The 13,347-nt window shown below is 46.1% G+C and carries 11 protein-coding genes; 7 read left to right on the top strand and 4 right to left on the bottom strand.

The annotated features are described in order from the left end of the window. Positions 1-2,803 (top strand): CHAT domain-containing protein (locus tag QUA38_RS21925; protein WP_333165525.1); only part of this gene is annotated, 2,803 nt, incomplete at its 5' end. Between the two features lie 141 nt (positions 2,804-2,944). Here QUA38_RS21925 and acsF read toward each other — a convergent pair. Next, positions 2,945-4,021, bottom strand: a complete 1,077-nt coding sequence (gene acsF / locus QUA38_RS21920) for a magnesium-protoporphyrin IX monomethyl ester (oxidative) cyclase (RefSeq protein WP_333165521.1) — start codon at positions 4,019-4,021, stop codon at positions 2,945-2,947. Positions 4,022-4,426: 405 nt separating this feature from the next. Here acsF and QUA38_RS21915 point away from each other — a divergent pair, with 405 nt between their 5' ends. Then, positions 4,427-4,903, top strand: coding sequence for a TM2 domain-containing protein (locus tag QUA38_RS21915; protein ID WP_190738825.1), 477 nt, complete (start codon positions 4,427-4,429; stop codon positions 4,901-4,903). Positions 4,904-5,083: 180 nt separating this feature from the next. Then, the gene (gene rpmF, locus QUA38_RS21910; RefSeq protein WP_006632406.1) at positions 5,084-5,257 is read left to right on the top strand and encodes a 50S ribosomal protein L32; all 174 of its coding nucleotides are present in this window, start codon (positions 5,084-5,086) and stop codon (positions 5,255-5,257) included. Between the two features lie 42 nt (positions 5,258-5,299). Here the strand turns inward: rpmF and queA are convergent, their stop codons facing one another. Next, a complete protein-coding gene (gene queA / locus QUA38_RS21905; RefSeq protein WP_333165517.1) occupies positions 5,300-6,442 on the bottom strand; it encodes a tRNA preQ1(34) S-adenosylmethionine ribosyltransferase-isomerase QueA in 1,143 nt (380 codons plus the stop codon). A 148-nt stretch (positions 6,443-6,590) separates the two neighbouring features. On the opposite strand from queA, the gene QUA38_RS21900 reads away from it, so the two are divergent. Further along, positions 6,591-6,980: a hypothetical protein gene (locus QUA38_RS21900; RefSeq protein ID WP_006632408.1), complete on the top strand. Its 390-nt coding sequence runs from the start codon at positions 6,591-6,593 to the stop codon at positions 6,978-6,980. A gap of 198 nt (positions 6,981-7,178) precedes the next feature. Here QUA38_RS21900 and QUA38_RS21895 read toward each other — a convergent pair whose 3' ends face one another. Beyond that, the gene (locus tag QUA38_RS21895; RefSeq protein WP_333165515.1) at positions 7,179-7,772 is read right to left on the bottom strand and encodes a YraN family protein; all 594 of its coding nucleotides are present in this window, start codon (positions 7,770-7,772) and stop codon (positions 7,179-7,181) included. Between the two features lie 12 nt (positions 7,773-7,784). Between QUA38_RS21895 and QUA38_RS21890 the strand changes: the two genes are divergently transcribed. Beyond that, positions 7,785-8,306 (top strand): pentapeptide repeat-containing protein, encoded by a 522-nt coding sequence (locus QUA38_RS21890; RefSeq protein WP_333165513.1) that lies wholly within the window; start codon positions 7,785-7,787, stop codon positions 8,304-8,306. A 163-nt stretch (positions 8,307-8,469) separates the two neighbouring features. Here the strand turns inward: QUA38_RS21890 and dnaG are convergent, their stop codons facing one another. Next, a complete protein-coding gene (gene dnaG / locus QUA38_RS21885) occupies positions 8,470-10,488 on the bottom strand; it encodes a DNA primase (RefSeq protein WP_333165510.1) in 2,019 nt (672 codons plus the stop codon). Positions 10,489-10,712: 224 nt separating this feature from the next. Between dnaG and QUA38_RS21880 the strand changes: the two genes are divergently transcribed. Next, the gene (locus QUA38_RS21880; protein ID WP_333165508.1) at positions 10,713-11,654 is read left to right on the top strand and encodes an NAD-dependent epimerase/dehydratase family protein; all 942 of its coding nucleotides are present in this window, start codon (positions 10,713-10,715) and stop codon (positions 11,652-11,654) included. Between the two features lie 462 nt (positions 11,655-12,116). Further along, positions 12,117-13,347 (top strand): serine/threonine-protein kinase (locus QUA38_RS21875; RefSeq protein ID WP_333165505.1); only part of this gene is annotated, 1,231 nt, incomplete at its 3' end.

Below are 13,347 nucleotides of genomic sequence, written 5' to 3'. Positions count from 1 at the left end.
TCTTTATTTGAGTGGCAATAAAATCGCAGATGTGAAACCATTATCGGGATTGACAAATCTGATACTGCTTTTCCTCGAATCCAATCAAATCGCAGATATCAAACCTTTAGCGGGATTGACAAATCTGACCGCCCTACACCTCAGTAGAAATCAAATCGCAGATGCCAAACCTTTAGCGGGATTGGTATATCTGACAACCCTCGATCTCAGTAGAAATCAAATCCCGGATGGGGAAGCCGATCGATTAATTGAGAAAAATAAACAACGATTAAATCAAAAAACAGATGAAGCCGAGCGATTGGTTCAGGAAGCTAGGCTATTATTCGCTCAAGAAACAGCAGCATCTGATCAGGAGGCCTTGCAAAAGTTTGATGCAGCGCGTTCGCTTTATCAAAGGCTTAGAAATCGGGAGAAGGAAGCTTACACGCTGCATCAAATGGGCTTCATTACTAATAGATTAGGAGACAGACAGCAAGCCCTGGACTACTACAAGCAAGCCCTTTCTTGGAATCAGACTGTAGCCGATCGCCCTGTGCAAGCCCTCATCCTCAACAACATTGGGGCCGTCTATTATGCTTTGGGAGAGAAACAGCAAGCCATCGACTACTATAACCAAGCCCTTTCCCTAATTCGGGAAATGGGCGATCGCCCTGAAGCAAGTATCAACCTCAGCAACATCTCGAACCTACCCGCAAACAGCGACACATCTTTGGGCGATCGCACTGCGGAAGCCACCACACTCAACAACATCGGCTTAGCCTACAGCGATTTGGGAGAAAAACAGAAAGCAAAAGAGTATTTCAACCAAGCCCTTCCCTTATTCCGGGCTGTGGGCGATCGGGCTAAGGAAGCAACTACCCTCACCAATATTGGCTTAGTCTATTCAGATTTGGGAGAAAAACAAACAGCCCTCGACTACTACAAACAAGCCCTCGATTTGAGACAAAAAGCGGGCGATCGGCGTGGAGAAGCCCTCACCCTCAACAATACAGGTACTACTTACTCAGAATTGGGAAAACAGCAGAAAGCAGAAGAATATTTCAACCAAGCCCTGCCGCTGTTTCGCGCTGTGGGCGATCGTCCTGGGGAAGCTCTCACCCTCTACAATATGGCTAATATCAAAGGCCATCGAGGCAATTTAATCGCCGCCCTCACTGACATTGAAACCTCCATCAAAATCATCGAAAACCTCCGCACCAAAATTACCAACCACGAGCTCCGCATCTCATACTTTGCCACCGTGCAGGACTATTACCAGTTCTACATTGACCTGTTAATGCAACTGCACAAAACGCAACCCAAATCAGGTTATGATACTAAAGCCTTTCAAGCTAGCGAACGCTACCGCGCCCGCAGCCTCCTCGAACTTCTTCAAGAAGCAAACGCCGATATTCGCCAAGGTGTCGCCCCAGAATTATTGCAGCAAGAACGCAATTTACAACAGCAACTCGATGCCTTAGAAACACGCCGAATCGAAACTATAAGCCGCCCCAATCCTACCCCCGCAGAAAAAGTAGAATTAGACCAAAAACAGCAAACTTTACTAGGACAATATCAGGACATTCAAGCCCAAATCCGCTCCACCAGTCCCCGGTACGCCACCCTCACCCAACCGCAACCTTTAACCCTGGCCCAGATTCAACAACAAATCCTCGATCAGAATACAATTTTACTCCAGTATTCTTTAGGGAAAGAGCGCAGCTATCTGTGGGCTGTGACTAAAACCAGTATCACCAGTTATGAATTGCCCAAACGTGCCGACATCGAAAAAGCCGCCCGCAATTTCCGTGATGCTGTGACTAACCCGCGCTACCGAAACATTCCCGATCGAGTTGCTGAAGCTAACAACACGCTCAGTCAAATTATTTTACAGCCCGTAGCAGCACAACTCGCTCAAAAACGCCTGCTGATAGTTGGCGATGGCATTCTCAATTACCTCCCCTTTGCCGCCCTCTCGCTCCCCGAAACACCTGGTAAAAATCAGAATCAGCCTTTAATTGTAGACCATGAAATTGTGCTGCTGCCTTCCGCTTCCGCCTTGGGAATCTTAAGACAAAACTACAACGACCGACAACCCCCAACTAGGACTTTAGCAATGCTCGCCGATCCAGTTTTTAGCGGTGACGATGAACGAGTCAGAACCCAGTCTAATAGCGCCAATCCCCAAGCAATAGAATCAGTAAATCTCGGTTTAAGCCGCTCTAGCCGCGCCAATAACATACAGTGGAGTCGTTTAAAATTTACACGCCAAGAAGCTCAAATCATTCAAGCGTTAGTACCAGCTAATTCTCGCACCGAATCTTTGGATTTTGCAGCCAGCCGCGCCGCAGCAACCAGTCAGAACTTAAGCCAATATAAAATCATTCATTTTGCCACTCACGGTTTAGCGAATAGCACTAACCCGGAACTATCGGGAATCATCTTGTCACTGGTAGATGAAAAGGGCAATCCCTTAAACGGATTCCTGCGACTTACTGATATTTTCAATCTGAAGTTAGCAGCAGATTTAGTAGTGTTAAGTGCCTGCCAAACCGGATTAGGGCAGAACATTCAAGGCGAGGGGATGGTAGGATTGACACGGGGATTTATGTATGCGGGGGCTCAGCGAGTCGTGGTGAGTTTGTGGAGTGTGGACGATGAAGGAACGGCTACGTTAATGTCTAGTTTCTACCAGGGAATGCTGCAAAAAGGCTTAACGCCAGCGGCAGCTTTGAGGGCGGCGCAAGTGGAAATGTTGAAGCAGGAAGAGTGGAAATCTCCCTATTATTGGGCGGCTTTTACGCTTCAGGGGGAATGGCGATAAATTTTATGAAAAAACCAGCATTAATTCCAATTCCGGGCAAGTGTAAGTCTGGCGAGAACTTTTTGGGGTGAATCTGGATACCAAAAAAAAGCGGCTCCGCTTGTCGCAGAACCGCCGTCACAGAGGATGAAAAATCAAAACTTAACGCACAGCGCCCTGTACTGAAGGTGATTCAATTGTTTTCATGAAGTACAGCTTCACTAATTGCCAGCCGTTCGACAAATACAAAGGCAATTTTTGGAAGAACTGCAAGAATTTCGGAGTATTAGAAGCAACAATTGCGGTCAACTGCTGATTGTTCTTGAGGCAAACATCCAGCCGTTCGTAAAACTCTGGGTTGTTCACGTCCAGCATCACGGGGAATACGCGGCCTGCTGTTTCGTTGGTCTTTTTAATCACTTCGATGTCGTATTCGCGAGCATCGAGACCGAGCGATCGATAAAAACCCGCGCGCTGGATATCATTGAGATACATTGTCGCGAACACTGACAGCAAGAAGAAACGGCACCAAAGCTTAGCGCGCCAATCATTCAACATCTGAGGCTGAGCTCTCATCACCGCATCGAAGAAATCTCCGTGGCGGTTTTCATCCTGGCACCAATTTTCAAAGAATCGGAAAATCGGATAAATCTGGTCTTCAGGATGGGCTTTTAAGTGCTGATAAATCGTGATGTAGCGCCAATAACCAATCTTTTCAGACAAGTAAGTCGCGTAGAAAATAAACTTCGGCTTAAAGAATGTGTAACTGCGGCTCTTTGTCAAGAAACCCAAATCTAGGGACAAATTAAAGTCCGAGAGAGCTTTGTTGAGGAATCCGGCGTGCCGCGCTTCGTCGCGCGACATCAGGTTGAAACCCTCGGCCAGCACGGGATTTTTTCCTTTGAGCCTGCGTCCCAATTCTTTGTAAAGCAAGAATCCAGAAAACTCAGCGGTGCAGGAACGTTCCAAAAACTCAATGAACAATTGGCGCTTTTCGCCATCGATGTGTTCCCAAGATTGATCGAACTCGGCATCCCGCACGAAGTGGTTTTTGTTGTAGTCAACGCGGAACTCTTGGATAATTGCTTCTAGTTCGGCTTCATTTACCGAGATGTCCATTTTGGCCATCTCGTCAAAATCTGTTGTGTAAAATCTCGGCGTGAGAATAGTTTCTTTGGCTGGGGCTTTCACTCCCGGCCGCATTTCTTCAAAAGTGGGTTTTTTGAGGGAATCTACCATATTTTTATTGGATTTCTGCTTATAACTACTCGCTTGTTTCCATTGTCGGGTACTGCGGGCGATCGCGCTCGTGTATTTCCGGCCAGCGCTGGCGGCGCGCTCGGTTTAGCGCTCGGTTTGGCGCTCCGTGTGGAATCCAGTTCTAAGCTGCTGTAATTTCCACGCCCTCCAGTTTACCAAGCTCTCGCCCCCGGAAATATGTTGATGGCGTTAAGAATTGCTACGCAAAATTACTCATGGGCTTCCAGACAGAAGGTATGGGGAAACCAAATTCTGCCTTTTGTCAGTTTATTAGGCTACCACACAAATAAATTCCCATGTCAACCTGTTTAAACACCGCATAGAAAGTACAAAATGTATAGAGGGACTCCAATTCTTAGAATAATCAGGCAGGATGGTCAGAAAATGAGCAATTTAGGTGTTAGTTACCTTTTATGGGCAGCTTGTTTTTTCGGCCCCTTCGGACTCCACCGCCTCTACAACGGCAAAATTGGTAGTGGTTTGCTGTGGCTGTTTACCTTTGGTTTGTTTGGGTTTGGGCAATTGTTTGACTTGCTGCTGCTGCCGAACATGGTGGACGAACACAATGCCAGTCTCAGGGGCAAACTCGGCGTATCTCGCGAAGGTATACCGCTATATCCCAGCAGCGGGGCGATCGCCGCGACATACCCCAAGCCAACTCCAGACCAGTTAGGGGTTAAACTCCTGAAGGCAGCTTATACCAAGAACGGAAGATTATCTGTCACCCAAGGGGTGATGGCAACCGGCGCTACTTTTGCCGAAGTGGAAGAGGCTTTCACGGCAATGCTCAAAACGGGTTATGTGAGTATCGAGAACGATGCCGTAACTGGGGTGGTGATCTACCACTTTCACGAACTTTAGCTGCTGCGGGTGCGTTAACTAGGGGATTTTGTCTATTTTTCCAGAAGCTAATGGCTGACGCACCCTACTACTTGATATTGCTGGCCCAGCAGTGGTTGCGGTTTTTCGAGTAAGCATTGCCGACAAAATCGGCTAGAATGTTTGTTTGTCTATATAAGCAAGCAAAAAGTATTTAGCGTCATGGCAGTCCCTAAGAAGAAAACCTCCAAATCCAAGAAGAATATGCGTAAGGCCACATGGAAGCGCAAAGCTGTAGTGGCAGCTCAGAAAGCTCTATCTCTGGGCAAATCTGTTCTGACTGGACGTTCCAACAGCTTCGTGTATCCCGGCAATGAAGAAGAGGAGGAAGAATAGAAACGGAATACCGGGCATGGGGCGAACCCGATGCCCGATCGATCAATCCTTTTTTGCTGTTGGTAAAATCAGCATGGCATCGCCAAAGGAATAAAAGCGGTACTGTTGCTTGATCGCTTCTCGGTACAAATCCAACAGCCGAGGCCTTCCAATCATCGCACTTACCATCATCATCAAAGTAGAGCGGGGCAAGTGAAAATTGGTAATCATCCCCTCTACAACCCGCCACTTGTAACCAGGGTAGATAAACAAATTGGTCGGGCCGCAAAAAGGTTGCAAGGAAAAATCGCCACTGGCGGCGGCGGCTCCCTCTAAAGCTCGGACTGCTGTTGTACCCACGGCAATGATCCGCCCGCCTCGGGCTTGAGTTTCGCGGATTTTCTCAACGGTGGCGGGGGGTACTTCCACCCATTCGCCGTGCATTTTGTGAGCCGTCACGTCTGTCACCTCCACCGGACGAAACGTCCCTACTCCGACGTGTAGGGTGACAAAAGTTTTTTCGATTCCCCGCTGTTCCAAGCGGCTGAACAATTCTTCGGTGAAGTGCAGGCCTGCTGTGGGGGCAGCCACGGCCCCAAGCCGATCGGCATAAACAGTCTGGTACTGTTCCGCTGAAGCTTGGGAATTTTCGATGTAGGGCGGCAGGGGTATGTGGCCGTATTCGTCCAAAAACTTCGCCAGATTCTCATCTGTGGGGATGTCAAACTCCAACAGCCGTCCCCCTGTTGCGTCGTCCCTCTCTATAACTGTTGCAGTCAATCGACGACGATCGGCGGGCATCGTGGCATCGGGAAGGCAACAGCAAGGAGCTGTGGTCGAGTCCTCACACGCAGGGGCGATGGGATCAAACTCAATTTTTGCTCCCAACTTTAAGCGTTTTCCCGGTTTAACCAAAGCCAGCCAACAGTTGTGCTGCCGTTCTTCCATCAACAATATCTCCACAGCCGGGCCGTTGGGTTTGTGCCCGTAGAGCCTCGCTGGCAGCACGCGGGTGTTGTTCAGTACCAGCAAGTCGCCCGGTTGCAGCAAATCTGGCAAATCCCTAAAAATCCGGTGTTGCTGGCTGCTAGGAGAATCTACAGCCAGCAAGCGAGAACTGTCCCTCGGCACTACGGGATTTTGGGCAATGCGCGAGGGCGGAAGTTCGTAGTCGTAGCCGTCCAAAGACCAGTCCATCTCTGTCATCAAGTGAATTCCTGTGCGATCGATCTGTCAACTGGGTAACAAATTGGGTAAAAACCCCCATGCAAAGTCGGGTGCTTTTCCCCTTGTGGTGGCGGGTATAGCCCGCGAGGATAGAGGTGTAGCATCAGCTTTGCTCATAAGGATCGTTATGGAATACCTCTACTACATCGCCAATACTAGCCTTACTCTGAGAGTCGTGGATTACCTACGCACGGCTCATCATCTTCCCTTGCAATTTATCACTGTTATTCACCAAATTGACGGCTGGGTGGTAAAGGTGAAAATGAGCCAATATTTAACTCCCGAAATGCACGGGGATTTTCGGGCTTTTATGAACGAACTCGGGATTCCTTACGATCCTGAAATTCGCTTGCAAATGGCGCTGTGGAGTTTGGAAACCGGACAGTCGCCACTGAGCGTGATGCGCCGCTACCAGGTGGCAGTGGTTTGTCACGGCAGCCCTGACCGCAAAGAAATTGAAGCGTTTCGCCAGCAGTTTGTCAAGGGCCTGGGGTATTGCCCAGAAACTCTCGCCTAGATTGCTACGCATATAAATTAACTGTGATGACAGAACAGGAGAGGGAGAGAAGGGGAAAGCGGGAGAAGATTTAACGCTTTTTTCAGATCCGTTAAAGCTCAAGAGAGAAATGCGCGACAGCCTAGGCAAGTTAACAATTAACAATTACCTAGTGGCATGGCTTTGAGATTTTACCCTCTAAATTTTAATTATATATTTTTAATTGCTAAAAGCCGAGCGAATGTATTCTTGCAGCGTGAGCCGGTAGTTTCCTGCAACGGTGGATTGAGAGTGCGCTGCTGTTAATGGTGGTAATATTCGCTTAGTATTTTGTTGTGAAGGTTCGCACCTGACTAGGGCGACATCAAAGCGACAAGAACTATTTGTTAAATCTGGACGAGTGCTTAAAAATATTTCGGCTGTTTGCCAAAGTTTGGCTTGTTTTGTGGTGGTAACAGCCAGCATTCCACCAGCATCCCAATTTCCCCGGCGGCGAGTTTTTACCTCTACAAATGCTAATGTTGGGGATTGGTAATTGGGAAGAACTCGGTTTTTTGCGCTTTCTTCATCTCTTCCGAGTGCAATGATGTCAATCTCTCCCCAGCGACAGTGCCACTGCCGGTGCAGGATTTCCCAACCTTGCTGCTGCAACCAGTCGGCGACTAAGTTTTCTCCCAATGTGCCGATATCCCTAGAGTTGGGGGATTCGGGGGAATTGGAGTCAGCCGTCGCGAGCGGGCGATTCCCTACGGGATAGCTACGCTTGACGCGCTTTCTGGTAGAATTCAATTCTGAACTGTCACGGCTGCCCATTAGCTTTAACTTATGAATTCTCGAATTCGCCAACATCGCAAAAATATTTATACTTTCTTGCTGAGTTTTGTTATTTTAGCAGTAATTGCCGCTGGGGCGATCGGCATTAATCCCGCACCTGCTTTCGCTTTGGATCACGACAAAGAAATTCTAGTCGGCGCTGATTTTAGTGGACAAGTTCTGACTGACGACAGTTTTAATAAAGCTAATCTTCGCAATAGCAATTTTACTAATGCAGATTTGCGGGGCGTCAGCTTTTTTGCTGCCAATATGGAAGAGGCAAATTTTGAAGGCGCTAATTTCACGGGTGCTACTTTAGATTTAGCTCGCATGATGAAAGCAAATTTAACTAATGCTATCTTTGAGGGTGCTTTCGCTTACAATACCAGACTCGAAGGATCTGTCATTGACGGTGCTGATTTTACAGAGACACTGCTGCGAGACGATATGATCGAAAAACTTTGTAAAGTGGCAAAAGGTACTAATCCGGTGACAGGTAGAGATACTCGCGAAACTCTTTTTTGCGATTATTAAAAGGATCGTTGAATAAAGGAATAAACTCCTTACTACAAACGGGTTCGTAGTAAGGAGTTTATTCCTTATACCAGTAAAAAAATGTAACCCCAGGCAAGCTTCAAACCTATCTCGAACGAGTCATCCCCAATCTAAACTCTAAAATATAAAATATAAAAGGGTATTAGCCCCAAGGCACGGATGTTAAATCGTAAAAATTAACTTGACGCAGCCGCTCTAATTCCTTGAGCCATTCTTGTTCGGCACAGAATAGTTGGTGATATTCTATAGCTTCTTCGCCACTGCTAGCTGCCTTGGCTTTTTCCCACATATTGAGTGCAATTCGGCGGCGCTTCATGCTGATAATTTGCTCGATACAGGCGAGGGCAGATCTAATGACTAGAGGTGCGCGATAAACATTTCTTTCTGAGAACTCATTTAAGTGAAATAAATGCGAGATTTGATTTAGTTGATTCGGATATTCAATGAAGCTATCTTGTAATTTTAATATTAACTCTGAAGGGGCTACTTGTAAAGACATTTTGTGCAATATTTCAGCATTCACAATCTGGTGCCACAAAAATCTGTGGTGAGAAAGGCTAAACTGCACGTCTCTAGCTTCTATTGCTTCTCTGACATCTTGGCGGTATTCAGGACAGTGCAAATAAATCTGCAATAATTGCGCTTCTGCCTCTTCTAAAAGACTGCGGGCTACGGCAGATAAGCTTGATTTTGAGTTTTTGTTTTCGCCGCTTGCACGCTGTTTTTTATATTGTTTGTTCGGCTTCAGCTTGTTTCTAATTAACATGGGCATTGTCAAGGATTCGTCTTGACTCTGCCGCTTTGCCCAATCGCTGACTACTTGGTTTAGCAAGTTTTCAGCAATCATTTTTGTGAGTCTAAAATCTCCTTTACTGAGAATTTCGGCGCACTTTTGCAGGTAATGTGCTAGCTGATTGTCGTCTGTGATATTGGTTAATAAATTAATAATTTTTTTTGTGACTTGCTGGGAAGTATCGGCTTGCTTCAAATCTTGATTGACGAGCATTTGTTGCAATTGCCAGTCGAGCCACAAGGGAGCATTTTCCAGCAATTCTCGATATTGCTCTGGGGAGTATGTTTTGAGATATTCGTCGGCATCTTTGCCGTCGGGAATGTTGAGCACCCGCAGTTGGACTTCTCCTTGATAAGCGAGTTTTTCTATTTCTCCAATAGCGCGTTCTGCTGCTTGAGTTCCTGCTTTGTCGGCGTCGAAGTTGAGGATAATTTGTTTGGAGTCAGTGTAGCGCAATAACTGCCGCACTTGGTTTAAACTTAAGGCTGTGCCCAGGGAAGCGACGGCGTTGGAGATGCCGGCGGCTTGAAGTGCGATCGCATCAAAGTACCCCTCTACAACCACTGCGCGATCGGCTTTGCTAATGGCTGTTTTCGCTGTATCTAAGGCGAATAAAGTTTTGCCTTTGTCGAAGAGTTCTGTTTCGGGAGAATTGAGGTATTTCGGCTGTTCGTCGCCGAGAGCTCTGCCGCCGAAACCGATGACTCTGCCTTGGGTGTCGCGTATGGGAATCATAATGCGATTGCGGAAGCGATCGTAATAACCGCTGCCGCCATTTTTTCGGGGTACAATTAATCCAGCTTGTTCTACTAATTGCGCCGGATAGTTTTTCTGTTCTACTAAATAACTGTAAAGTGCTTCCCAACCTTGGGGGGCATAACCTAATTGAAATTGTTGGATAGTTTCTTCGCTTAGCTGGCGCTCTGATTTGAGATATGCTAAGGGTTCTTCTCCTTGGGTTTGTCGCAAAGCGTGTTCGTAAAAGTTTGCTGTTAGTGCTGAGATTTCATAGAGTTGTTCCCGCAGGGAAATTTGCCGCTGCAATTCTTGTCGGTGTTCTGGTTCGACTGTTTTGACCGGGACTTGATAATTTTTAGCTAATTCTAATACTACTTCGCTGAAAGGGCGTTTCTCCAGTTCCATGAGAAACTTAAAAGCATTGCCGCCTGCACCGCAGCCGAAACAATAATACATTTGTTTGCCGGGACTGACAGTAAAGCTGGGAGATTTTTCATCGTGAAAAGGACACAAACCAACAAATTCTTTGCCGCGTTTTCGCAACACGACGCGGCCGGAAATGACATCTACTATGTCTGCTCTTTGTTTAACTTCTTCGATTGTTTCTGGATGCAGCCGGGGAACTTGCATAGGGCTATTTTATGCCAATTAAAATTATGTTTATTGTGAGCGCTCACACTTTAGTAAAGCACAAAACTGACATTTAGGACTTGCACATAAAAACTCAAGCGTTCCGGTTTTTCGTACCAGGGCGGATCGCTGTTAATATGTGTTTTATTAAAAAAAATGGTTTCTCCGTAAGGCATAACTTTATTGTAAGATGTTTACACTAACTGTAAGGAGCATCGAAAATAATGCGAATTTTAATGATGGGCGGTACTCGGTTTATCGGGGTTTATCTTACTAAGATTTTAGCAGCACAAGGGCATGAAGTGGTGTTGTTTAACCGGGGCAACAAGCCTGTACTGGTTCCGGGGGTAAAACAGATTCAGGGCGATCGCACTAATGTCGAACAACTGCAAGAAAAGTTATCGACAGTCGAGTTTGACGCTGTTTTTGACAACAACGGCCGCGAACTCAGCGATACAAAGCCTTTAGCTGAAATATTTAAAGGGCGGGTGCAGCACTTTGTTTACATGAGCTCTGCGGGGGTTTATTTGAAGTCGGATCAAATGCCTCATATCGAAGGGGACGCTACCGATCCTAAAAGCCGGCACTTGGGTAAATGCGAAACCGAAAATTACTTGGCCGCATCGGGTTTGCCTTGGACTTCGATTCGCCCGACTTACATTTACGGCCCCCAAAATTATAACGATTTAGAGGCTTGGTTTTTCGATCGCATTGTGCGCGATCGACCTATTCCGATTCCCGGCAACGGAATGCACTTCACGCAGTTGGGGCACTGTCAGGATTTGGCTAAAGCAATGGCGGCGGTTTTGGGCAACTCTAGGGCGATCGGGCAAATTTACAACGTTTCGGGCGATCGATTTGTCACCTTTGACGGTTTAGCACGCGCCTGCATTCAAGCGGCAGGCAAATCCCCTGATGCTATTAAGATTGTACACTACGATCCGAAACAATTTGACTTCGGCAAAAAGAAAGCTTTTCCGATGCGATTGCAGCACTTTTTTGCTTCAGTTAATAAAGCTGTCACCGATCTTAACTGGCAGCCAGAATTTGACTTACTTTCTGGATTGAAAGATTCTTTTCAGAATGATTATGTAGTTTCGGGACGGGACAAAGCTGAGATAGATTTTTCAGTCGATGATCAAATTTTGAAATCGGTTCAAAGTTAAGTTAGAGTGGGAGCATCCCCATGCCAGCAAAAATCTAGAACCCCACCCTCACCCTCCCCTGAGTAAGGGGAGAAAACAAGAAATAAAGCAAACAGACTGTCACAGTAAAGTTCGCACCGCGCGCCTTACATCAAAACCCAAAATAGCTACTTAGAGGCGATCGCAAAACTCAACAACGACACCTCTCTTGTAATTATTGAAATTCAAGTTCTAAATCGGTCGGCATTAGACCAGCTAGCTTTGTACAATACAGCAAAAACGGATGGAACTAAATTAATGATTGAATAACTGCACAAGGGATTTCACCCTAAAATTGATTTTATTAAAATTCAAACTCCCCTGTTGCGGATCGAACAATTAAAAAATTTAGAGGGGTCATGTTAGAATTTGCAAATGCGGAAGATGTGACAGCTTGGTTGGAAGCTAATTCTCCAAAGGACTAGGAAATATTAGGTGAATTTCATGCTTGGAATAACACTCGGCAATCGCTACAGTATTATCCGTCACTTGGGAGGCGGCGGATTTGCTCAAACTTATTTAGCTGAAGATAAGCAGCTACCAGGCAATCACCTCTGCGTCGTCAAGCAGCTTAAACCTCACGCAACCGATCCGGAAACTCTAAAGGTAGCAAGACGTTTATTCGATACCGAAGCACAAGTTTTGTACAAGTTGGGAAATCACGATCGCATTCCCCGACTTTTTGCTTTTTTTGAAGAGAATGAAGAGTTTTATCTAGTTCAAGAATTTATAGAAGGTCACGATTTAAGTCAAGAAATTACGCCCGCTTCTCCTGGAAATGCGGGAGTCATGCAGGAAGATTCAGTCATTTGTATATTGCAGGAACTTCTCGAAATTTTAGACTTTGTACACCAACAAAATGTGATTCATCGCGATGTCAATCCCCGCAATATACTCCGCAGAGATAGAGACGGAAAATTAGTTTTAATTGACTTCGGCGCAGTCAAAGAAATTACTACTCAAATCACCACTCCTCAGCCCAAGAATAGCTTGAGTGTCAGCATCGGTACTCCCGGTTATATGCCCAGCGAACAAGCTCACGGCAACCCGAAACTCAGCAGCGATATCTATGCCGCAGGTACGATCGCAATTCAGTTCCTCACTGGCATAAATCCTCACCAAATGCCAAAAGACCCCGATACAGAGGAAATTATTTGGCAGGACAAAACATCAGTCAGTCCTGAATTTGCAAAGATTTTAGATAAGATGGTAAAGTACGATTTTCGGCAACGTTATTCTAGTGCCGGTGAAACGCTGCAAGCTATTAAAGAATTGAAAAATTCTTTCAGCGGTACAGTTCCTGTCTTGCCTCCGGTTGCTGCGGCGAAGGGGTCGCCCAAATCCCGAAAAAAACTGTATTTAAAAATATTGTCTATCGCCAGTTTAATTGGCGTCACTATCTTAGGATCAATTTATGGTGTAAATACTTTTAATTCGGCCAATGCAACTGACCTGTACAACCGAGGCAATACTCTTTACAATTTAAGCCGATTTGAAGAAGCTCTGGTCGCTTACGAGCGAGCAATAAGTCTCAGACCGGATTACGCGGAAGTTTGGCAGGAAAAAGCCAAAACTTTATATGAATTGAAAAAATATCGAGAATCGCAGTCAGCTTATGATAAAGCCATAGAATTAAAGCCGGAATACTTGGAAGCTTGGACGGGACGCGGTTATG

Source organism: Microcoleus sp. Pol12B4 (assembly GCF_036701385.1).
Classification (GTDB): Bacteria; Cyanobacteriota; Cyanobacteriia; order Cyanobacteriales; family Microcoleaceae; genus Microcoleus.
This window is presented reverse-complemented; position numbering and strand designations above follow the sequence as displayed.

Excerpts from the sequence above, each read along its gene's own strand:
- acsF (WP_333165521.1), bottom strand. The coding sequence starts at position 4,021 with ATGGTAGATTCCCTCAAAAAACCCACTTTTGAAGAAATGCGGCCGGGA.
- QUA38_RS21915 (WP_190738825.1), top strand. The coding sequence starts at position 4,427 with ATGAGCAATTTAGGTGTTAGTTACCTTTTATGGGCAGCTTGTTTTTTC.
- rpmF (WP_006632406.1), top strand. The coding sequence starts at position 5,084 with ATGGCAGTCCCTAAGAAGAAAACCTCCAAATCCAAGAAGAATATGCGT.
- queA (WP_333165517.1), bottom strand. The coding sequence starts at position 6,442 with ATGACAGAGATGGACTGGTCTTTGGACGGCTACGACTACGAACTTCCG.
- QUA38_RS21900 (WP_006632408.1), top strand. The coding sequence starts at position 6,591 with ATGGAATACCTCTACTACATCGCCAATACTAGCCTTACTCTGAGAGTC.
- QUA38_RS21895 (WP_333165515.1), bottom strand. The coding sequence starts at position 7,772 with ATGGGCAGCCGTGACAGTTCAGAATTGAATTCTACCAGAAAGCGCGTC.
- QUA38_RS21890 (WP_333165513.1), top strand. The coding sequence starts at position 7,785 with ATGAATTCTCGAATTCGCCAACATCGCAAAAATATTTATACTTTCTTG.
- dnaG (WP_333165510.1), bottom strand. The coding sequence starts at position 10,488 with ATGCAAGTTCCCCGGCTGCATCCAGAAACAATCGAAGAAGTTAAACAA.
- QUA38_RS21880 (WP_333165508.1), top strand. The coding sequence starts at position 10,713 with ATGCGAATTTTAATGATGGGCGGTACTCGGTTTATCGGGGTTTATCTT.